The organism is Lysinibacillus sphaericus, assembly GCF_001629735.1.
Classification (GTDB): domain Bacteria; phylum Bacillota; class Bacilli; order Bacillales_A; family Planococcaceae; genus Lysinibacillus; species Lysinibacillus pinottii.
This window is the reverse complement of record NZ_CP015224.1, coordinates 281,102-303,705: the sequence shown is the minus strand read 5'-3', so window position 1 is coordinate 303,705 and position 22,604 is coordinate 281,102. Positions and strand designations below refer to the sequence as shown.

Genomic DNA, 22,604 nt, shown 5'->3' with positions numbered 1-22,604 from the left:
GAAATCACCTGATTTCTCTCTTGTTATACGTTAGCAATGAAATTTCATCTAAAAAAAGGCTTTCTATACGATCCTGCTCTTGTTGGAAAAGCTTAAAATCCTTTTCTTTCATTTTTTCAAATTTACGTACTTCCAAGTTTTTTTCTAATAATTTATCTTCGTGCCAATTCATCTTTGCACGAGCTTGTATCACTTTCTGCTGTACATCTGCAATTGTCTTTTCAAGACTATCAATAAAACGTGCATAGTGATGAATTTCATCAATAGATGAACCAACAGTTAAGCGATCCTGCTGGAAGGCAATTAAATCTTCCTTCTTTTTAAGCAAGTCATATAGCTTAGTAGCTACTTCCTCAAAAGAACGGACAGATTCTTTATAGGCCATTTCAGTTTCGTTTTTTTCTTGCTCACGAATTGTTAGTACTTTTTCAAAACGATATACATAACTGACCATCTAGTTTACACCACCGTTCGATAAGGATAGTAGCTCATTCACACTTTCTTCCAAAGTCACTTTGTCCAAATAACCCTGTTTGAGATAAGTAGTTATAAGCGGTTCATAATGAATAGCTTCATCAATTTCTCTAGACGTCCCACGTTTATAAGCGCCAATATTGATCAAATCCTCAGATTTGTCGTATGTATAATAGAGTTCTCTTAATCGTTCAGCAGCTTTTTTATGCTCTGGCGCTGCCACATGATTCATCAAACGACTAACACTTTTTAAGACGTTTATTGCAGGGTATTGCCCTTTATTTGCTAGATTTCGATCAAGCACAATATGACCATCTAATATCCCTCGCACCGTATCAGCGATTGGTTCATTCATATCATCACCATCTACTAAGACCGTATAAAATGCAGTGATAGAACCCTTTTCATTAGTACCTGTACGTTCTAGTAATTTAGGTAATATCGCAAATACAGATGGGGTATATCCCTTCTGTGCCGGCGGCTCTCCTGTGGCAAGGCCAATTTCACGCTGAGCCATGGCAACACGTGTTACAGAGTCCATCATCAACATGACATTTAAACCACGATTTCTAAAATACTCGGCGATTGCTGTTGCAGTAAACGCCCCTTTTATCCTCATCAATGCCGGTTGGTCAGAAGTAGCAGCCACAACTATGGACCGACTTAGACCTTCGGGGCCTAAATCACGTTCAATAAATTCACGGACCTCACGTCCACGTTCTCCGATCAGAGCAATTACATTCAAATCTGCTTGTGTATTCCTCGCAATCATTCCAAGAAGTGTACTTTTTCCGACCCCTGAACCAGCGAAAATCCCGACACGTTGCCCATTACCAACTGTCAGCATACCATCAATAGCCTTTACGCCCACTTCAAGTCTTTCGTTAATAGGTGGACGTGTCAGTGGATTTGGTGGATCTTGCTCTGTCGGAACCGTCATTAGCCCTTTTGGTAGCAAGGTGCCATCAATAGGATTACCCATAGAATCTAACACTTTCCCTATTAGCTCTGGGCCCACTTTTACTTCTAGTGGAGCCCCCGTCCCTTCAACAAGACAACCAATAGATATTTCTCTTAAAGAAGTGAAAGGCATTAAAACAACAATTTCATCTTTAAAGCCCACAACTTCAGCTAAAATGATTTGGTGACCATTGTTTACAGTTTCCACATGAATTTTACAAACATCACCTATGGAACTATCTGGACCTTGCGACTCAATCATCAAGCCGACAACTCTAGTGACTCTACCAAATTTTTTAAATGTTGGCATATGAGGAATATGTTCGATTAATTGAGCCGTCTTCATCTAGATCATTCCTTACTTTCTAATATTTCATGAAGCTTTAATCTTAGTTCGTTCAATTGCTCATCGACGCTCACTACTATACGACCATGATTTGTTTCGATATAGCAATCCGTTTCATTGTTCAAATCTTCATTAACAAAAATCATAAATGGTACATCAACCGGGAACATTTCAGCTAATTCATCGCGATTAGCAGTAATTAAAGCGTGATAGGCTGGTGACACATAAATTTTAATTTCTTTCATTTCTCTTGCTTCTTTTAGCCCTCTACGGACAATTGACACAAACAGATCTGGATCACGTTCTAATGACGCGCCAATTATTCGTTCAGCTGTCGTTAAGCCAAGCTCTAAAATCACTGCTTCTTGATCATCAATATATTTTCTAGCATTTTCTTTTGCCTGATTAATCACTTCATTCGCAGTTTGAAGGGACTCGGCCATTGCTTCAGTAGATTTGTTCACACCGTCTTCATAGCCTTGGCCAAATCCTTCGTCATAGGCTTCTTGAACTCGATTCGGTCTTTCTTCTTCCCAACTTAGCTTCAAATGCTCAATCTCTTGAAAATGCATTTGCTTTTCTTGCTCAAACGCTTCACGTTCGACTTGTAAGGAAGCTCTTGCTTCTGCAAGTAAACGATCTCGCTCAGCCATTATTTCTTCTATTGATAATTGATGTTGGGATGAACCATCTTCACCGTCTTCTAAATCAAGCACTTCAAACATATCCCGGATTTGTATCTCTTTTACATTATCGCTATCGGATTGAGTGTAAATTGAACGGATGATTCTAGACAATGACGTCATCTCCTCCACCACGTGCAATAATAATCTCACCAGCATCTTCTAGGCGACGAATAACAGCAACAATTCGAGATTGTGCCTCCTCTACGTCACGTAAACGTACAGGTCCCATAATTTCCATTTCTTCTTTAAATGTTTCAGCCATACGTTGAGACATATTGCGGAAAATAATATCTTTTACCTCTTCGCTTGATACTTTCATTGAAAGGAGTAAGTCTTCGTTTTCACAATCACGAATAACACGTTGAATGGAACGATTGTCGAGCGTAACGATATCTTCGAATACAAACATGCGTTTTTTGATTTCTTCTGCAAGCTCTGGATCTTGGATTTCAAGCGCATCAAGGATTGTTTTCTCAGTTTGTCGATCAACACCATTAAGAACTTCAACAACTGCATCAATACCACCGGTTTCAGTGTAGTCCTGAGTAACTGTAGATGATAATTTACGCTCTAACACCGATTCTATTTCACTAATGACCTCTGGTGAAGTCGATTCCATAACAGCGATACGTTTTGCAATGTCAGCCTGTACTTCCTGTGGTAACGAAGATAAAATCACTCCCGCTTGCCCCGCTTCTAAATATGAAAGAATCAGGGCAATCGTTTGTGGATGTTCATTTTGAATAAAGTTAAATATTTGTGCTGGATCAGCTCTCCGTGCAAAATCAAACGGTCTCACTTGTAATGATGATGTCAGACGATTAATAATGGTCTGAGCTTGTTCAACACCAAGTGCTTTTTCTAATACTGTTTTCGCATAACCAATACCACCTTGCGTGATATAGTCTTGAGCTAGGGCAATATTGTGGAATTCTTCTATAATCTCTTCCTTAACGTTTGATTCTACTTTTTTAACACTTGAAATTTCTAATGTTAAACGTTCAATTTCTTCCTCTGTTAAATGTTTATAGACTGAAGCTGAAACTTCAGGCCCTAATGAAATTAACAAGAGAGCGGCCTTTTGTTTTCCTGTTAATTCCTTATCTTTCTTGGACACAGCCGAACCTCCTAGTTAGTCTTCAGCAATCCAACTACGCAGTAACTTCGCAAAATCGTCTGGCTTATCTTTTGCCATTTTTTCTAGCTGCTTACGACGCATTGTAGCTTCCGTTTCAATTTCTTCATTAATATCGTCAATCATTAAATCTTCTTGTTCTTCTAGGATACTTAGCTCTTCTTCTTCCTGCGCACGTTTACGAGAGCGGATAATGAAGAATGCTAACAATAAAATAACAGCTAACAGGATACCGCCAATAACCCAAACCCACCAAGGAATTATTGGTTTCTCATCAGCAACTTGTGTGGCCTTACCATATAGAGGCTGAACAGATACCGCTACTTTCTCATCAATTTGCTCTTGAGTAAGCTCAGCTGCCACGTCTTTTGAAATGGTTGTACGTACAATCGTACTTAAAATTTTCTCAATATCTTCACGGACGCCATCTGGTAATGACGCTGCATCTGTTGCTGTTGGTGGTTCAACAATTACTTGAATCCCAATATCTTGCACCTTATAAGGAGCTTCTTGGATATCTTTACGTATACGGTTCACATCATTATTAATCGTCTCTTCTGTACGTTCATAATCACCGTTACCCGATGTACCTTCATTATAAGTAGTAAAGTTATCAGTAGTTGTTTCAGCTTCAGGTGTTCCAGTAGCTGCTCCCGCCCCTGTTCCAGAATATTGCTCAGTAATTCTTTGAGCACTAATGGCGATACCTTCCATGTTTTCTTCATCAACAGGTGTCACAAGATTTTCTTCACGATTTTCTTTCTTGAAGTCAATATCCGTAGTGACAGAAACCATTACTTTATCTTGTCCCATCAACGTACCAAGCATATTTTGTACTTGACGTTGTAAATCACGTTCAACCAACTTTTTCATTTGCAATTGACCTTCAGCAGTTGTTGTTGATGCTCCATCTGTTGTGGCTGCATTTAAGTCAAAGTACTCAGAGAATTGGTTTGAGATTACGATGTTTTCAGTTTTTAAATTCGGAATACTTTTTGACACCAAATTATACATAGTTGTAATTTGCTGCTCTGTAAATTTATATCCTGGATCTGTATTTAATACGATAGATGCAGTTGCATCCTCTTTCACATCTGTTACGAAGACTCCTTCTTCAGGAACAGTAATCATAACCTTTGCATCTTTAACACCTTCAAGGTTTCTAAAAAGCTTAGCGATTTCAGTTTCAGTAGCAGCTTTTTTTAATAGATTAAATTCATTATCTGTCATACCAAACCCTGAACTGTTTGCAAATGAGTAATCAATCGTACCCGTTTGTGGATATCCTTCTGATGCTAATTGCACTAATAAAGAGTCAACTTGCTCCTCAGGCACTAAAATAGATGTTCCGCCTGGCGCAATTTGATATGTTACACCTTGTGAATCCAGTGCTTCTTTTACTTGTCCAATTTCTCTTGTTGATAAATCTTTGTAAAGTGGAACATATGTAGTTTTTGAAGCGAAAAACGTTACAATTGCCGCAAGGGCAATGACGCCTACCAAGGAGCCAATCATAACTATTTTTTGCTTTTTACTTCGACTTTTCCAAAATTGACTGGTGTCGTTTTTTATTTTCGTCAATCGTTCATTCATTATGAATCCTCCGGTTATAGTGAATAACCTAGCCATCAATAAATTGCGAAATTTATGAGCCCACCATTTAGGTAGTCATTAATCTATATTGAGAGGGGTCTCCCCCTCAATAACAGATTAAACGCTCATTCGCATTATTTCTTGGTAAGCTTCAATCACCTTATTGCGAACTTCAATTGTTGCGTTTAATGTAATGCTCGCCTTTTGTGAAGCAATCATTACCTCATGCAATTCCACATTTTCACCTTTAATTAGCTTTTGAGTAAAATTATCGGATGTGATTTGCTGGTCATTAACTTTGGCTATTGCCTCTTTTAACGAGTTCGCGAAGCTTTGTTGAGCTTCATAAGGTGTCGTATTAAGTTTATTTGTTTCATTTACAACCTGAGTAGGTGTCATTAGCGAAACGGACGAAATAGTCATTATGTATCTTCCTTTCTTCTTATTTATTTACCAATCTCTAATGCCTTTGTAAGCATAGATTTATTTGCGTTAAATACTGTTACGTTTGCCTCGTAGGAACGAGTAGCTGACATTAAATCTACCATTTCTTTTAATGGGTCGACATTCGGCAAATTGACATAACCATCTGCATTTGCATCTGGATGAGTTGGATCATAAACAAGTTTGAAAGGTGTTTCTCGGTCTTCTGAAATACGAGTTACTTTCACACCATTACCAACACCGCTTTTGGCGTCTTTCCCAAGTGCCACATTCATAAACTTTGAAAATTGTCCTTCTTGTGCTGTAAACGTTACTGACTTTCGTCGATATGGCTCCCACTCTCCATTAACTTGACGAGCTCGAGTTGTATCCATGTTAGCCATATTAGAAGAGATAACATCCATACGTAATCGTTGGGCAGTTAAAGCTGAGGCAGTGGTATTCATCCCATGGAAAATAGACATCTATTACTTACCTCCTTTAATAACTGTGTTTAATGTGTTTAATTTCCCGTTTACACGATCAATTAAAGCATTGTAGTAAATTTGATTCTCTGCTAATTTCGCTTGTTCAGCATCCATATCTACTGCGTTGCCATTATTTCGGTATCGTAGGTTTTCTATATTATTGACACCAGGTGTAGATTGTCGAATTGTGAAATCATAATGTCTATTGTCAGTTCGATAGGCAGAAATAGCGATACCCTTTTGTTCCGCCAACATTTCCTTAAAACTAACATTTTTCGCCTTATAATTAGGTGTATCGACATTCGCAATATTGTTTGCGATTGTTTTATGATTCAAAGTTGCATAGGAAAGTCCATTTTCCAAGCTACTAATAGTTCCTCCAAATAAATTCAAAACTGTTCACCTCATTTTATTAAATTCTATGTACTTGTTAATATATTCAATAATACAATTGTAATTAAGATGCTACCTAGTGTCTATTGTCTTTTGTCACTTTTTAATAGTATATACGCCCTATTTTTTTTATCGCCACAACCGGGACAATACTTCCGCATCCCTTGTAGCTGTAGGCTTTACAAAAGGTTGGTTAACATCTAGTTATTTTACACTATTTCGACAGTGTTTACGATTTTAGTATTAAATTTGCCTTTTTATGAGCTTTATCGCCTTTTAAAATGAAATTAATTTAAGGTCCCATTTTACTAGTTCGACAAATACCTGAATATTCTAATATAAATAACCAACAGTTTATTTACCATTATTCTAAAGTATCACATATTTCATTTTTGTATGCTAATTGTAGTGACAATTTTATGAACGACTTTAGGATAAAAGAAACAAAAAATATCAATATTCTCCAAACTTGTATTTATACAAAAAATAACAAGCTAATGTACGGATAAATTTTCAGTGTAGTGCACAAGAAAAGGCGCCTAGTTTTACCTAGACGCCTTCATTATCTTCTTCAAGAAGTATTATTTCATTTTAATTTCAGCTAATGCATTTAAGAACTTGTCATTTAACACTTTAATATAAGTTCCTTTCATACCTAGAGAGCGAGACTCAATAACACCTGCTGATTCAAGTTTACGTAATGCATTGACGATCACTGAGCGTGTAATGCCAACTCGGTCTGCAATTTTAGAAGCTACAAGTAAACCTTCGTTACCATCAAGCTCTTCAAAAATATGCTCAATAGCTTCTAATTCACTGTACGAAAGTGAATTAATGGCCATTTGTACGACCGCTTTGCTACGAGCTTCCTCTTCAATTTCTTCAGATTTTTCACGTAAAATCTCCATACCAACTACTGTTGCACCATATTCTGCTAGGATTAAATCATCATCTTCAAATTGAGAAGATAAACGAGCAAGGATTAATGTTCCTAAACGTTCCCCACCACCAACAATTGGTACAATTGTTGTTAATGCGTTTTGGAAAAGATCTTTGTTTTCCACAGGGAAAGCAGTATGTTCGTTATGGATATCTAAATTAGAGGATGTTTCTGAAATTGTAAACAAGCTATGTGTGTATTCTTCTGGGAATTGTCTCTCTTCGAACATTTTTTTCATACGCTCATTTTCAATTTGTTGGTGAATTGAAATCCCTAATAATTTACCTTTACGACTTAAAATATAGACATTACTATCAATAATATCTCCTAGTGTGTCAGCCATTTCTTTAAAGTTTACAGGCTTACCAGCAGAAGCTTGAAGCATCGAGTTAATTTTACGTGTTTTTTCTAATAAATTCATTATATGTTCCTCCTATAAATAATCCGAAGAGTATTCACTTAATATTCTAAAGGTTTTTACTACTGAATGATACTGAACAGCTTTATCTTACAATATAAACTGTGACAAATCTTTGTTTTTTACGATACCTGCGAGTTTTTGATCTACATAGGCTGCATTGATCGGTATACTCGCTGGTGCAATTTCAGCTGCTTCAAACGACAGCTCTTCTAGTAATCGTTCTAAAATCGTGTGCAAACGACGGGCTCCGATATTATCTGTTTCCTGATTAACCTCTGTTGCTATTTCCGCAATACGTTCAATGGCATCAGATGTGAAATTGATTTCCACACCTTCTGTTTCTAGCAATGCCTTATACTGCAGAATGAGCGATTGGTCAGGCTCTTGTAAAATACGGACAAAATCTTGTTTTGTTAATTTTTCAAGCTCTACACGAATTGGGAAACGTCCTTGCAATTCCGGAATCAAATCTGAAGGCTTTGACATATGGAACGCACCAGCAGCTATAAATAGCATGTAATCAGTTTTCACAGCCCCGTACTTCGTTGTTACAGTTGAACCTTCTACTATTGGTAAAATATCTCGTTGTACACCCTCACGAGATACATTTGCAGAAGAATTCCCTTCTTTACTAGCTATTTTATCGATTTCATCAATAAAAATAATACCAGTTTGCTCCGCTCTAACAATTGACTCCTGTGCCACTTCATCTGCGTCTATCAACTTATTTGCTTCTTCTATTGTTAAAATACGACGCGCATCCTTTACCTGCACACGGCGTTTTTTCTGTTTTTTAGGCATTAAGCTAGATAGCATATCTTGCATTCCATTGTTAGCAGACATATCCATTCCCGTGCCTTGTAATGCATCAAAAATGGATGGAGTTTGTTCTGTTACCTCTACCGTAACCCATTCATTTTCCAATTTGCCATTTCGTAAATCAATAGCAATTTGTGCACGTTTAGAGCGTACTTCCGTCTCATCAGACGACGTATCGTCCGTAGAAGTTTGTTCTTTCCCTCCAAATAACATTTCGAATGGATTTTGCATGCTCTGTTTCTTTCGCAATGATGGGACTAAAAGTTTCACAATAGCTTCATTTGCTAATTGCTCGGCTTGTTCCTTAACTGATTCCATCATTTCTTCTTTTACAAGACGGTGAGAAGCTTCTACTAAGTCACGTACCATTGATTCAACATCGCGACCTACATAACCTACTTCAGTAAATTTTGTCGCTTCCACTTTTACAAAAGGAGCATTTGTAAGCTTCGCAATTCTTCTGGCAATTTCCGTTTTTCCGACACCAGTTGGCCCAATCATCAAAATATTTTTTGGAATAACCTCTGCCTTCATATCCTCATTTAACAGCGAACGACGATAACGGTTGCGCAACGCAATAGCTACAGCTCGCTTAGCTTCATTTTGCCCAACAATATAACGATCTAAATGCTCAGTAATTTGTCTTGGCGTTAAATTTTTTTGCGTCATTAGCTCAGCGCCTCCACGATAATATTATGATTCGTAAATACACAGATCTCAGCAGCAGTTTCTAATGCTGCTTCAGCAATTTCACGAGCAGTCATCGTTTCACCTGCATATTTTTTCAATGCTCTACCCGCTGATAAAGCATAATTTCCACCTGAACCAATGGCCAAAATTCCATCATCGGGTTCAATGACCTCACCAGTACCAGAAACAAGTAGTAGTGTTGTTTTATCCATGACCAATAGCATCGCTTCTAGTTGACGTAGCATTTTATCTCCGCGCCATTGTTTGGCAACCTCTACTGCAGCACGTTGTAAATTACCGTTATATTCATTCAATTTGCCTTCGAACATCTCAAATAGTGTAAATGCATCTGCAACAGAGCCCGCAAATCCTGCCAGAACCTGCCCATTAAACAGACGTCTGACCTTCTTCGCTGTACCCTTCATCACAACTGCATTTCCTAATGTAACTTGACCATCACCAGCCATGGCACAGCCTCCGTTATGATGAACTGCAAATATCGTAGTCGCATGAATTTGTCCCATCTGCTTTCCTCCTTAACTCTATTATGCCCTTGGATGAGCATTCATATATGTTTGACGTAGGTGCTCTTTTGTTACATGTGTGTAAACTTGTGTAGAAGATAAATGCGAGTGGCCCAATAACTCCTGCACCGTTCGCAAATCCGCGCCATTGTTTAATAAATGTGTGGCAAAAGTATGGCGAAGCATGTGTGGGTAAATTTTCGTATGGAGCGAGGCCTTGTCAATCATTTCGTTTAAAACATGACGTACCCCTCGAGGAGTAAGTTCCCCACCTCGCATATTGACAAACAATTGCTGATGATTAGTCTTTTTCATCAATCTAGGACGAGCCTGCTCTATGTAGTCCAGCATTGCTAAACTTGCAAATTGACCAAATGGGATAATTCGTTCTTTTCGACCTTTTCCCATAACTCGTATGATGGAATAATGAAAATCTACATCCTTAACTTGAATGGAAGTCAGCTCACTTACACGAATCCCTGTCGCATATAACAGCTCTAATATAGCCATATTTCTCAACGATTTCAAATCATCCCCGGTATTCGCATCAAATAACTGCATCAATTCTTCTTCATAGAAGAAATTTGGTAAACGAGATTCTTTTTTAGGATGATAAAGAGAACGAAATGCCCCATCATCAAATCCATACTGTCTATTTAGAAAGCGGAAGAAGGAGCGTATTGAGGATATTTTTCTAGAAATAGAAGCCCTTGCTCTTTTTTCGTCGTACAACTTTGTTACATAAAGACGTGCATGTATATATTCAACACTCGCTAAATCATTAATTCCTTCCCTTTGTAAGAAGGCCAAAAAATCCAGCAGGTCTGATTCATATTCTCGCACTGTATGAACAGAGAAGTTCTTTTCAACTTGGATGTAAAGCATGAACTGTTCGAGTGCATCTTGGGACGAAACTAACATAGAAAGATTCACCACCAATAATTTATTAATAATTTTCTCAAATGACTGACACTTGTAATATAACGGATAAATAATTCTTTGTCATCTCTTACAAGTTTGTATCGTATTCCATCATTAATAAACATACATATTGACACTATACCTATCTTTGTAAGATAGCAAGTGTAATTAGTTATATTTTGAGAAAATCTCCATACAAAATAATAAAACATGTCTAAGCAAGCATTTTGTCTACAAAAAGAAAAAGCCTCTAAGAGTATAACAACTTTTAGAGGCTTTTGGCAATTAAATTGTTTGTGAATTCACAAAATTATGAATTGTGCTTATTGCGCGTGTTGCATGCATTTCTGCACGCTCCGGCTTTGAACGTCTACCTGGTGGTAACTCAGGGAAAATTCCAAAGTTAACGTTCATTGGTTGGAAGTTTTTCGATTGCGCTTCTGTTATATAACGCGCCATGCTTCCTAACGCCGTTTCGAATGGGAAAATAATCGGTTCTTGTCCCAATGCTAAACGAGCTGCATTTATACCAGCTATTAATCCACTTCCAGCTGATTCCACATATCCTTCGACACCCGTCATTTGACCTGCAAAGAAAATATTCTTTTGTTCACGAAGTTGGTATGTTTTCTCTAACACTTTTGGTGAATTAATAAAAGTATTTCGGTGCATAACACCGTAACGTACAATTTCCACGTTTTCTAATCCTGGGATTAATTGTAATACTTCTTTTTGAGGACCCCATTTAAGATGTGTTTGGAAGCCAACAATGTTATAAAGAGTACCAGCAGCATCATCTTGGCGTAGTTGTACTACGGCATAAGGACGTTTCCCTGTTTTCGGATCTTCAAGACCGACTGGCTTCATTGGTCCAAATAACATGGTTTTCTCTCCACGAGACGCCATAACTTCGATTGGCATACAGCCCTCAAAGTAAATCTCTTTCTCAAATTCTTTTAATGGGACTACTTCTGCTTCAATTAATGCTTGACGGAAACGATCAAATTCTTCCTTCGTCATCGGGCAGTTTAAATATGCTGCTTCACCCTTATCATAACGAGATTTTAAATAAACCTTATCCATATCTATACTATCTTTTTCAATAATTGGTGCAGCTGCATCATAAAAGTATAAATAATCTAGACCCGTTAAACCTTGAATTTTTTCAGCCAAAGCTTTCGAAGTTAAAGGACCTGTAGCAATAACTGTTATACCTTCAGGAATTTCTGTCACTTCTTCATGAATAACTTCCACAAGTGGATGATTTTTCACTGCCTCTGTCACATAACCTGCAAACTCATGACGGTCTACGGCTAATGCTCCTCCAGCAGGCACAGAACATTGGTCTGCTGCTTTTAAAATGACAGAATCTAAAATACGCATTTCTTCCTTAATAACACCTACAGCATTTGTTAATCCATTTGCGCGTAGTGAGTTAGAACAAACAAGCTCTGCAAATTTATCTGTATGGTGTGCAGGCGTTTGCTTTACTGGACGCATTTCATAGAGTCTTACTTTCACACCTCGTTTTGCTATTTGCCAAGCTGCTTCACTACCTGCTAGCCCCGCTCCTATTACATTTACTACTTGTTCAGTCATGATTTTACCATCTTCCTATCATTGTGTTGGTGCTTCTTCATAGTCACATTTTGTACATTGAATTTGGACACCTTTTTTAATCTTTTTCTCTACTAATAATGCACTACATTTCGGGCATGGTCTACTAATTGGTTTGTCCCAAGATACAAATTCACACTCCGGATATTGATTACAGCCGTAGAATAAACGCTTCGTTTTACTTTTACGCTCTACAATTTCGCCCGTTTCACATGACGGACATTTTACACCAATAGGTTTCATAATAGCTTTTGTATTTCTGCAGTCTGGGAAATTCGAGCAAGCCATAAACTTACCATATCTACCCAGCTTATAGACCATTGGTGATCCGCAAAGCTCACAATCTTCTCCAGCTGGCTCATCTTTTATTACTACTTTTTCCATAGCTTCATCTGCATGTTTAACATGGACTTCAAAGTCTTTATAAAACTCTTCCACAATATTCTTCCATTGACGACTACCTTCTTCAATATCATCTAAATCTTGTTCCATTTGTGCAGTGAATTCGATATTTATGATATCAGGGAAAAATTCTAGTACGAGTTGGTGTACGATTTCACCTAGCTCTGTTGGCATAAAGCGTTTTGCATCTAACACAACATAGCCACGGCGCTGAATTGTATCGAGGGTCGGTGCATATGTGGACGGGCGACCTATACCTAATTCTTCCATCGTTTTAACAAGTCGCGCCTCTGAATAGCGTGGTGGTGGCTGTGTAAAATGCTGCTTAGGTTCAATTTCAAGCGATTTTACTTGATCACCAATTTCCATCTCAGGTAAAAGCTTTGTCGTTTCCTCCGTTTGATCGTCTGTACCTTCGATGTATAGCTTCATAAAACCTGCAAATTTAACTTGTGAGCCGTTCGCACGGAATAAAACATCACCATTTTGAAGATCTACCGCCACAGTATCAAGTATAGCCGGAGCCATTTGGCTTGCAATAAAGCGCTCCCAAATCAAGCGATATAAACGCAACTGGTCACGACTAAGAACTGCCTTTAATTCCTCTGGTGTTCTCATCGTACTTGTTGGACGAATTGCCTCATGGGCGTCCTGCGCATTTGAAGCTTTCTTCGTCTGCTTTATTTCTGTTGCAATATATTCTTTTCCATACTTTGATTCGATGAAAGCAATCGCTTCCGTTTTTGCCGTTTCAGAAATACGTGTGGAATCGGTACGCATATAAGTGATTAACCCGACTGTACCCTCTTTTTTACCAATATCAATACCTTCATATAATTGCTGTGCAAGCATCATTGTTTTCTTTGCTCGGAAATTTAATTTTCGCGCTGCTTCTTGTTGTAACGAAGAGGTTGTAAAGGCTGGTGCAGCATTTCGTTTACGCTCTTTTTTAGAAACATTCACAACATGAAAGTCTGTCCCTTTGACACCCTTTAAAACTGTCTTTACTTGTTCCTCATTCGTTAGCTTAATTTTGTCTTTGCCATTTCCATAGTAAAGTGCATCAAATGATTTTTTACCTTTTTCAAAAGTACCCTCAATTGTCCAATACTCTTCTGGTTGGAAGTTTTTAATTTCATTTTCGCGATCAATAATCATACGCAGCGCTACAGATTGTACACGACCCGCTGATAAACCCTTTTTCACCTTTTTCCAAAGAATTGGGCTGATATTATAGCCAACAAGTCTATCTAATATTCGTCTTGTTTGCTGTGCATCTACTAAATCCATGTTAATAGGACGCGGATTCTTAAATGATTCAAGAATCGCATCTTTCGTAATTTCGTTAAATACAACTCGACAATCCGAGTTAATATCGATATTTAATGCAGTCGCAAGGTGCCAAGCAATTGCTTCTCCCTCGCGGTCTGGATCGGCCGCTAGATAGACTTTCTTTACTTTTTTAGCCGCAGATTTTAATTCCTGTAAAACAGGTCCTTTACCACGAATCGTAATATATTTAGGTTCAAAGTTATTTTCTGCACTCACACCCATTTGGCTACGTGGAAGATCCCTTACGTGTCCAACAGATGCTTTCACCTTATATTTTTTGCCTAAATAACGTTCAATTGTTTTTGCTTTTGCTGGTGATTCTACAATCACTAAATAATCCGCCATCTATGTCTCCCCCTTAGCGAGGTCTTTTACTAAATTTTTAAGTTACCTGTTGCAAAATGTATAACAGATTTTAAGATAATGCAACTTTTTTTCAATTTTTGTTAGAAAACAGGTCTAGTGTTTCAACGATTTGATGACCATTCATTACTGGAATTGCTCCTTCTACAAGTAATTGATTGGTCCCTTTGGACTGTGCTGCATCAATAGGTCCCGGTACCACAAATATATCCTTCCCCTGCTCTAATGCAAGCTCTGCTGTAATAAGCGTACCGCTTTTTATCGCTGCCTCTGTCACAACTAACGCTTGAGCTAAACCACTAATGATTCGATTACGCATCGGGAAATGCCATTTCTCGGGCTTCATATAGGGAGGATACTCAGTTATTAATAACTGTTGATCGGCCATATCCATCGCAAGTACTTGATTTTCTCTCGGATAGAGATAATTAAAACCATGTCCAAGCACAGCCATTGTGTGCCCTCCCATATCGATTGTTGCCCTATGTGCCATTGTATCAGCGCCTCTAGCAAGCCCACTTACGACCGTATACCCACATTGAACAAGAGGTGGGACAATTAGGTCTAACGCTCTTTTCGAATACGCTGTAGCCTTCCTAGAGCCTATAATTGCTATCTGTTTCTTGTTTGTTAACAGGGAATATCGACCTTTCACATACAATACAGTAGGAGGACTGGATATTTCAAATAATTGCGCCGGGAAATAAGGATGATAAAAAGGTATGGGGAAAATATTGGCCCGTGTATAGGCCTCTTCAAATGGGATTGTCATAATTTGTCGAAAGCTTCGGGAAATTTGTAATGCTTTATGTGCCGATATTTGTAAAATATTCGCGATTTCACCATAATGAGCTTCTTCAAAAGTGTTTAAAACGTTCACTGGGGACAATAATCGTTGAAGTTTTTGAAGAGGTAAAGGATATACATAATGCAAAGCTAGTAATCTCTGTGTATCTACTGCAAGAATCATTTTACAAACCTCCTTTATAATAGAAGAAAGTAAATGACCGCATGGTGTTTTGAACACAACTTTGTGTGTAATTTTCAATACAGGAAATAGGAAATTGATAATGAAGGAAGATAAACAGTGTATAAATAAGGAAAAAGATGTAGCCACTATGTGCTACATCTTCCATTTTAATGGGTTTTACACTTTTCGTATAGCCCTTTTTCTTTAATTACTTTAATAAGTGTTTCACCAATAACAGATGGTGTTTCTGCTACCTCAATGCCTGCCGCATTCATAGCTTTAATTTTCTCTGCAGCTGTTCCTTTACCGCCAGAAATGATAGCACCTGCGTGCCCCATACGTTTACCTGGAGGTGCAGTTTGTCCACCAATAAAGCCAACGACAGGTTTCGTCATATTGGCTTGAATCCATGCAGCCGCTTCTTCCTCAGCTGTACCACCGATTTCACCAATCATAACTACTGCATATGTTTCTGGGTCATTATTAAACGCATCAAGTACATCGATGAAGTTTGTACCATTTACAGGGTCTCCACCAATCCCAACAGCTGTTGTTTGACCAATACCAGCTTGTGTTAATTGATGTACTGCTTCATACGTTAATGTACCAGAACGAGATACAACTCCTACATGACCTTTTGTATGGATATAGCCAGGCATGATACCGATTTTACATTCATCAGCTGTAATAACACCCGGACAGTTCGGACCTACTAGGCGAGTCTTTTTACCTTCCATGTAACGTTTAACTTTCACCATATCAAGAACCGGAATATGTTCTGTAATACAGATTGTTAATTCTAATTCAGCATCAACAGCTTCTAAGATTGCATCTGCTGCAAACGGAGCAGGAACGTAGATAACTGAAGTTGTCGCGCCTGTTGCAGCTACAGCTTCTGCCACTGTATTGAAAACAGGAACTCCTTCGATTTCAAGTCCACCTTTACCTGGTGTTACACCTGCTACGATCTTAGTACCATACTCAAGCATTTGCTTCGTATGGAAAAGAGCTGTTTCGCCCGTAATCCCTTGTACAATTACCTTCGTATCTTTGTTAATAAATACAGCCATTGTTCTCCCTGCCTTCCTTAGCCTACTAGTCCCACAATTTTTTGTGCACCGTCAGCCATTGAATCCGCTGCAACGATGTTTAAACCAGATGCATTTAAAATTTCTTTTCCAAGTTCTACATTCGTACCTTCTAAACGTACAACTAGTGGCACAGCTAAACCGATTTCTTTAGCAGCTGTCACAACACCCTCAGCGATAATGTTACATTTCATAATTCCGCCAAAAATGTTTACAAAAATGCCTTTTACGTGTGGATCAGAAAGGATAATTTTGAAAGCTTCAGTTACTTTTTCAGCTGTTGCACCGCCCCCTACATCAAGGAAGTTGGCCGGGCTACCGCCGTAGTAGCTAATTGTGTCCATAGTCGCCATAGCAAGACCAGCACCATTAACCATACAGCCAATGTTACCATCTAATGAAATATAGCTTAAATCATATTTTGATGCTTCGATTTCTTTTGGATCTTCTTCATCGAAATCGCGTAATTCGACAATATCTTTATGTCGGTATAATGCATTGGCATCAAAATTGAACTTAGCATCTAGTGCTACTACCTCGCCTTGTCCAGTTACAACAAGTGGATTAATTTCAACAATTGATGCATCTTTGTCGATAAATGCTTGATATAAACCTAACATTAATTTAACAGCTTTCCCTACAAGGTTTGCTGGAATATTCATATTAAACGCCATACGACGTGCTTGGAAACTTGTTAATCCAACCACTGGATCAACTACTTCTTTGAAGATTTTTTCCGGATTTGTTTCCGCTACTTCTTCAATATCCATACCGCCTTCTTCGGATCCCATCATTGTAACGCGGGAAGTTGCACGGTCTAAAACTAAACTTAAATAGTATTCTTTTTGGATATCAGAACCTTCTTCAATATATAAGCGTTTTACTTCTTTTCCCTCAGGACCTGTTTGATGAGTCACTAAAATTTTCCCTAATAATTCTTTTGCGTACGTACGTACCTCATCAAGGTTTTTAGCGATTTTTACACCACCTGCTTTACCGCGTCCACCTGCATGAATTTGCGCCTTGACTACAGTTACATTAGAGCCAAGTTCCTTCGCTACTTTCACTGCTTCATCAGGGGAAAAAGCAACTTTTCCGTTTGGTACAGCTACACCATATTTTCTCAGAATCTCTTTCCCTTGATATTCATGGATATTCATAATACATCCTCCCATCAAACATTTGCATAGAATTGTTTTACTAACATAGTCTATTCTAACGAAACATTCTGATAAAGTCTACACTTTGTCTTTTGTTCGAATTTTCTCTATTATTATGACGTATTCTTCTATTTTGTGTACTAAAACAGCTTGCAAAAATAATCAGAATACTTCATTTTTTCTATATTTTCGCGCATGTTCTTGATCCAAACGATAAATAAAAGCAAAAACCTCTGCCACAGCCTGATATAATTCCTCAGGAATGGACTCGTTTAAATCTAATTGACCAAGCAGTTGAACTAGGTTAGGATCCTCATAAATCGGCACATTATGCTCATTAGCCCTTGCCAAAATGTTCTCGGCAATTTTCCCTTTTCCCTTTGCTACAACAGTTGGACTATCGAATTGACCAAGTTTATACGTTAACGCAATTGCCTCTTTACGGGTGAATTTTTCTTCGCTCATACGCGGATATCCACCCCACTCTGTTCCTCTTGCTGTTCTATTACAGGACTACTTTTGACCACTTGCCCCTTGTCAAATTGCTTCATAAAAACGCCTGATAATTGATAATTTTTCTCTGCCAGCCCATTTTTTAATGCTGCCTTTAGTGGTTCTGCAAGAGATTGAATCTCCAAATATTCATTAAAGACCGTTACTGTAACCACTCGATTTTGAACCTGCATATCAATGACCGTTTCTTGCATGGAGGCCATTTGTAAATAAAATAATACCCTTGCATAGTTGGCATCAATCTTACCATCATCCTTCATGCGACCATTCCATTGCAATGTTGCATCCATTCTCTTACCGAAAAACTCAAGCGGTACTTGCATAATTAATTGATGTTGGTGTCCATTTTCTCCTGAAGATAGTTGCATCCCATTCATTCGTGTCATTAGCATTTCTGCCGCTTCCTTCAATTGCGGTGTCATATTAGTTTCCTGCAATAATGTATGAAGCTGTGGTTTTAATTGATGTGCAATCATTTGTAAATCCGCTGATTTATTTCCGAGTGTCGCCTCATAGCTTACCCCTAAATTTTTCAATACCGTTTTCATAGCATGCTCCATTGCCTTACTATCCATCGAATTTTGAACAAGAGCGTCTGCTTGTGTCACTATTTGTTGAACAAAGGGCTGTGAAGAAGCGATGCTATTTTTTACGAGATTACGCATCAGGGCTTCATTTTGTAATGGAGAAGCTACCTCTTGCTTTACTAAAGACAGTAGATGATCTTTTACTGACAGTCCTTTTATGTCCTGTGTAAATAAATGATTAGACATATTTTGCGAAAAGGCTTTTAATAATTGATCTTGCATTTGCTTAGCAAAAATATCTAATGTTTGCTTGGTAACAGGCAATTGATTAAAACGATCAATTAGTTGATTAATCTGTTGCTTTTGATCATTTGTTAAAAAGTGCTGATTGGTTGTCCATGATTTAAGCTGTTCAATCAGCTGAGCAGCATTTTCAGGCTTGGTTGTTAGGATAGCTTGAACGACTTGACCCGCTTGCTGCATTTGCTGAGAAGCTTTTGCATCATTCATACTTGACCAATTTTGCAATGTAGCCTGATTCGGTATTATCCCAGACTCCTTTAAGATCGACAGAGCTTGCATTTTTTCACTGGTTGTAGCGGTATTATTTGTTAAATTTTCGAGAACTTTCGCAAGAACCACGCTACCCGTTTCTACTTCAAATGGCTTTGCAATAGCTTGTACTTGTTGCATTAAATTTTGCTTAAGCTGTTCAGGTAAGGCTGTATCTCTTGCTAGAAGCTGTGCAAAGTTTTCCATAATAGCCGCCATGCCAGAAGTCTTCTGTCCACTAATTAGCGCTTGAAAGACCTCATTAGTCATGGGCATTTTAAGCTCTATCATTTTTTGAATCGTTTGCAAAGCATCCATTTTAGATATACCTTCTGGTAATGCCTTTAACCACATTTCAGCTTGTAATAGCTGATCTTTTGAAATAGGTAGCTCCGCCTTCATAAAATGTCCTAATAATTGCTGCATCTCTGCTGTCTTAGGTAAATTCATGGATTCTAATAGCTGATTAATTTGCTGGCTTGGTGAAGTGGTGGGCGTCATCGGTCCTGACACCACTTTTAATTCTGCTTGTGGGTCTGTTCCTGTTACCTGGAAAAAATGGGCATCTCCAGCTTTTAATGGAACTTCAAGTTTAGCTATAAATTTTTGATTTCCTACTTGTATCTCTGCCATTTGATCAGGGTATAATTTCTTAATCGTTCCATGAAATACTTGCCCTTGTTTTAAGGCAAGTGGTTGATTACTTGCAGTTATTTGATTTTGTTGCATCTGGATTGGATTAAATGATGTGGCTGTCATATAAGATACTCCTTTCATCAATTACTCCTTCGGTAATTGGTACTAACGTATTATTCAAACATGGATTTGATCGGCTCGAACGATTTACGATGGTGTATCGTTGGTCCGTATTCTTCTAGTGCCTTTAAATGCTGCTTTGTACCATAGCCTGCATGTTGTGCAAAACCATACATAGGAAAATCTTTATCTAATTGTTCCATGTAATCATCTCGGGCTGTTTTAGCTAGAATGGAGGCTGCTGCTATTGCTAAGCTTTTGGCATCTCCTTTAATGATGGAATCCTGAGGGATAGCCATAGGTAATGTCATGGCATCTACTAAAACGTAATCAGGTTTTCTCGATAACGATTCCACACTTGCCTTCATAGATTGTTTGGTCGCCTCATAAATATTAAGCTCGTCTATTTGTTGAGCCGATTGGAAGTGAATAAAATAACTAATAGCATGTTTTTTAATTAAAGCGGCAAAGGCATTTCGTTTATCCTTCGATAATTGCTTAGAATCATTCAAACCAACTAGAGCCTCACTATTTGTTGGCAAAATTACAGCTGCTGTAACGACGGGCCCCGCTAGAGGACCACGCCCCGCCTCATCTACACCTGCAATTAATGCATCTATTCCCCCATAGCTTAAATCGAATGCCACTTTTTCTTGATGTTCCTGAATCAATTGCCGCTTTTTGTCTTGCTTCTTCTGCCAAGTAAGCCAAGCCTTTTGGACACCTACTCGTTCATCTTCCGCAATACCCGACATCCACTCTTGCCATTCTTCCGCATCTTTTAGTGCAACTGTAATTTCTTTAATACTTTTCACTTTCTTACTCCTTCTTGCCTCTACGCATTAAACCTAAATCCATTTCAGTCATTATGTAGCTCAGATTTTTCCTCTATATAATTATTATCGGTAGAAAAATTCATTCCTAAAAGAAAAACTGCCACGAAGAGGGTGTGACAGTTTCCAAAACTTTTTATTGTTCCGATTCTTTTTCTAGTTGTTCATTAACAAAATCAAATGTTAATTTGCCTAATTGCAAGCCACGAATATCTCGCACGATTAGTTGAGCTACTTGATCATAATCAATTTCTCCACCTGCACCAAACACACGTCGAAGTTTCCCAATATGGTCAAAAGTTTCAACCAAGTCTTCATGGATGAACCCAAAGCCGTAACGCTCCTCCATACGCTTTGGATAATGAACGGATAAGAAGCGTAAGCCATATACTGCTAAGTCTTCCATGTTTGTTATGGTGTCTTTAATAGCACCCGTTAAAGCTAATTTAAAGCCTACTTCTTGATCTTCGAATTTTGGCCATAAAATCCCTGGCGTATCTAATAGCTCAAGTTCTTTCCCAACCTTAATCCATTGCTGCGCCTTTGTTACACCTGGGGTATTCCCAGTTTTAGCAATATTTTTTTTCGCCAAGCGATTAATCAATGTGGACTTCCCAACATTCGGTATTCCAACAATCATTGCACGAATAGCTCTAGGCTTCATCCCTTTTGCTTTCATGCGATCAAACTTTTCTTTTAATATTTCCTGTGCTGCCTTCGTTACTTGTTGTAAGCCTTTACCCTCAAGCGAGTTAATAGCGACTGCTTTATGACCACGCTGTGCAAAATATTCTACCCATTTACGTGTTTCTTGCTCGTCTGCCATATCTGCCTTATTCAAAACTAATAAACGAGGTTTTTGATTGATGACTTCGTCAATCATTGGATTACGAGACGATAAAGGTAAACGTGCGTCTATTAACTCAAATATAATATCAACAAGCTTTAATTTTTCCGTTACTTCACGTCGGGCCTTTGCCATATGCCCTGGAAACCATTGAATTGTCACTGCTGTGCCTCCTAAACTAAAAGAAAAAGGGAGTTCCTAAACGCTCCCTTTCTTGCATTACTTTACAATTTTTATGTCATTAAACGGCCAGAAAATCAAACTTGTGTTGCCGATGATTTCCTTTTGATCTACTAGACCAATATGTCGACTGTCTTTACTATTTCGACGATTATCCCCCATGACAAAAACATACCCTTTTGGAATCTCATCTAATGAAACATCGATGTCTTTTAAGGTAAAGTCTTCTGTTAATGTTCCCCCTGTAATTTGAGCTTTATAAGCATCTAAATAGGGCTCATCAATTGGCTCACCGTTGATATATAATTGATCATCTTTATATTCCAGTGAATCTCCTGGCAATCCAATTACACGTTTAATGTAATTTTTTTGTTCAGGTGCATGAAACACAACAATATCAAAGCGTTTCGGTTCACCAATTTTATAACCAATTTTATTCACAATCATGCGGTCGCCATCTTCAAGGGTTGGCATCATGGACTCACCATCAACTGCAATTGGTGTAAATAAAAAATATCGTATAATTGCAGCAATCGCAAATGCAATTAATAGCGCTTTTGTCCATTCCCATAATTCATTCTTTTCTTTCACCTGTTTTTCCATTGAGAAATGCCCCCTTGTCTAACACTATTTTAGTTGATAGGGAATTAA

General features: G+C 38.1%; 22 protein-coding genes. All 22 read right to left on the bottom strand.

All coding sequences use genetic code 11. The annotated features are described in order from the left end of the window. Positions 1-4 precede the first annotated feature (4 nt). The 22 genes from fliJ to lepB all read right to left on the bottom strand — a co-directional run bounded on the left by fliJ (position 5) and on the right by lepB (position 22,556). Positions 5-454, bottom strand: coding sequence for a flagellar export protein FliJ (fliJ, locus tag A2J09_RS01395; protein WP_012293263.1), 450 nt, complete (start codon positions 452-454; stop codon positions 5-7). Next, complete coding sequence (fliI, locus tag A2J09_RS01390) at positions 455-1,780, bottom strand: flagellar protein export ATPase FliI (RefSeq protein ID WP_012293262.1); 1,326 nt, start codon at positions 1,778-1,780, stop codon at positions 455-457. Between the two features lie 5 nt (positions 1,781-1,785). Then, the gene (gene fliH / locus A2J09_RS01385) at positions 1,786-2,577 is read right to left on the bottom strand and encodes a flagellar assembly protein FliH (protein WP_036160963.1); all 792 of its coding nucleotides are present in this window, start codon (positions 2,575-2,577) and stop codon (positions 1,786-1,788) included. Continuing rightward, positions 2,570-3,583 (bottom strand): flagellar motor switch protein FliG, encoded by a 1,014-nt coding sequence (gene fliG / locus A2J09_RS01380; protein WP_008180783.1) that lies wholly within the window; start codon positions 3,581-3,583, stop codon positions 2,570-2,572. Before fliG ends, fliH begins: the two co-directional genes overlap by 8 nt. Before the next feature lie 15 nt (positions 3,584-3,598). Next, positions 3,599-5,194 carry a flagellar basal-body MS-ring/collar protein FliF gene (gene fliF / locus A2J09_RS01375; RefSeq protein ID WP_012293260.1) on the bottom strand — a complete coding sequence of 532 codons (1,596 nt, stop codon included), beginning with the start codon at positions 5,192-5,194 and terminating at the stop codon, positions 3,599-3,601. 117 nt (positions 5,195-5,311) lie between these two features. Beyond that, on the bottom strand, positions 5,312-5,617 hold the full coding sequence (gene fliE, locus A2J09_RS01370; protein WP_025113930.1) for a flagellar hook-basal body complex protein FliE: 306 nt from the start codon (positions 5,615-5,617) through the stop codon (positions 5,312-5,314). Between the two features lie 23 nt (positions 5,618-5,640). Then, the gene (gene flgC, locus A2J09_RS01365; RefSeq protein WP_012293259.1) at positions 5,641-6,102 is read right to left on the bottom strand and encodes a flagellar basal body rod protein FlgC; all 462 of its coding nucleotides are present in this window, start codon (positions 6,100-6,102) and stop codon (positions 5,641-5,643) included. A 3-nt stretch (positions 6,103-6,105) separates the two neighbouring features. Next, a complete protein-coding gene (flgB, locus tag A2J09_RS01360; protein ID WP_012293258.1) occupies positions 6,106-6,498 on the bottom strand; it encodes a flagellar basal body rod protein FlgB in 393 nt (130 codons plus the stop codon). Positions 6,499-7,079: 581 nt separating this feature from the next. Further along, the gene (gene codY / locus A2J09_RS01355; protein WP_012293257.1) at positions 7,080-7,859 is read right to left on the bottom strand and encodes a GTP-sensing pleiotropic transcriptional regulator CodY; all 780 of its coding nucleotides are present in this window, start codon (positions 7,857-7,859) and stop codon (positions 7,080-7,082) included. A gap of 87 nt (positions 7,860-7,946) precedes the next feature. Then, entirely contained in the window at positions 7,947-9,347 is a 1,401-nt protein-coding gene (hslU, locus tag A2J09_RS01350; RefSeq protein ID WP_012293256.1) for an ATP-dependent protease ATPase subunit HslU, read from the bottom strand. Continuing rightward, complete coding sequence (gene hslV, locus A2J09_RS01345) at positions 9,347-9,892, bottom strand: ATP-dependent protease subunit HslV (protein WP_008181271.1); 546 nt, start codon at positions 9,890-9,892, stop codon at positions 9,347-9,349. The genes hslU and hslV overlap by 1 nt, the downstream gene beginning before the upstream one ends. A gap of 21 nt (positions 9,893-9,913) precedes the next feature. Then, complete coding sequence (gene xerC, locus A2J09_RS01340; protein WP_012293255.1) at positions 9,914-10,813, bottom strand: tyrosine recombinase XerC; 900 nt, start codon at positions 10,811-10,813, stop codon at positions 9,914-9,916. A gap of 285 nt (positions 10,814-11,098) precedes the next feature. Next, the gene (trmFO, locus tag A2J09_RS01335; protein ID WP_012293254.1) at positions 11,099-12,412 is read right to left on the bottom strand and encodes an FADH(2)-oxidizing methylenetetrahydrofolate--tRNA-(uracil(54)-C(5))-methyltransferase TrmFO; all 1,314 of its coding nucleotides are present in this window, start codon (positions 12,410-12,412) and stop codon (positions 11,099-11,101) included. A gap of 18 nt (positions 12,413-12,430) precedes the next feature. Further along, positions 12,431-14,509: a type I DNA topoisomerase gene (topA, locus tag A2J09_RS01330; RefSeq protein ID WP_031418983.1), complete on the bottom strand. Its 2,079-nt coding sequence runs from the start codon at positions 14,507-14,509 to the stop codon at positions 12,431-12,433. A 91-nt stretch (positions 14,510-14,600) separates the two neighbouring features. Then, complete coding sequence (dprA, locus tag A2J09_RS01325) at positions 14,601-15,497, bottom strand: DNA-processing protein DprA (protein WP_012293253.1); 897 nt, start codon at positions 15,495-15,497, stop codon at positions 14,601-14,603. A gap of 167 nt (positions 15,498-15,664) precedes the next feature. Continuing rightward, positions 15,665-16,567, bottom strand: coding sequence for a succinate--CoA ligase subunit alpha (sucD, locus tag A2J09_RS01320; RefSeq protein WP_012293252.1), 903 nt, complete (start codon positions 16,565-16,567; stop codon positions 15,665-15,667). Between the two features lie 17 nt (positions 16,568-16,584). Continuing rightward, on the bottom strand, positions 16,585-17,745 hold the full coding sequence (sucC, locus tag A2J09_RS01315) for an ADP-forming succinate--CoA ligase subunit beta (protein ID WP_025113922.1): 1,161 nt from the start codon (positions 17,743-17,745) through the stop codon (positions 16,585-16,587). A 162-nt stretch (positions 17,746-17,907) separates the two neighbouring features. Then, positions 17,908-18,210: an EscU/YscU/HrcU family type III secretion system export apparatus switch protein gene (locus A2J09_RS01310; RefSeq protein WP_012293250.1), complete on the bottom strand. Its 303-nt coding sequence runs from the start codon at positions 18,208-18,210 to the stop codon at positions 17,908-17,910. Continuing rightward, positions 18,207-20,096 carry a hypothetical protein gene (locus A2J09_RS01305; protein ID WP_036160958.1) on the bottom strand — a complete coding sequence of 630 codons (1,890 nt, stop codon included), beginning with the start codon at positions 20,094-20,096 and terminating at the stop codon, positions 18,207-18,209. The genes A2J09_RS01310 and A2J09_RS01305 overlap by 4 nt, the downstream gene beginning before the upstream one ends. Positions 20,097-20,146: 50 nt before the next feature. Beyond that, positions 20,147-20,908 (bottom strand): ribonuclease HII, encoded by a 762-nt coding sequence (locus A2J09_RS01300; RefSeq protein WP_012293248.1) that lies wholly within the window; start codon positions 20,906-20,908, stop codon positions 20,147-20,149. A gap of 154 nt (positions 20,909-21,062) precedes the next feature. Further along, positions 21,063-21,935, bottom strand: coding sequence for a ribosome biogenesis GTPase YlqF (ylqF, locus tag A2J09_RS01295; protein ID WP_012293247.1), 873 nt, complete (start codon positions 21,933-21,935; stop codon positions 21,063-21,065). A 57-nt stretch (positions 21,936-21,992) separates the two neighbouring features. Continuing rightward, complete coding sequence (gene lepB / locus A2J09_RS01290) at positions 21,993-22,556, bottom strand: signal peptidase I (protein ID WP_012293246.1); 564 nt, start codon at positions 22,554-22,556, stop codon at positions 21,993-21,995. Between the last annotated feature and the right edge of the window lie 48 nt (positions 22,557-22,604).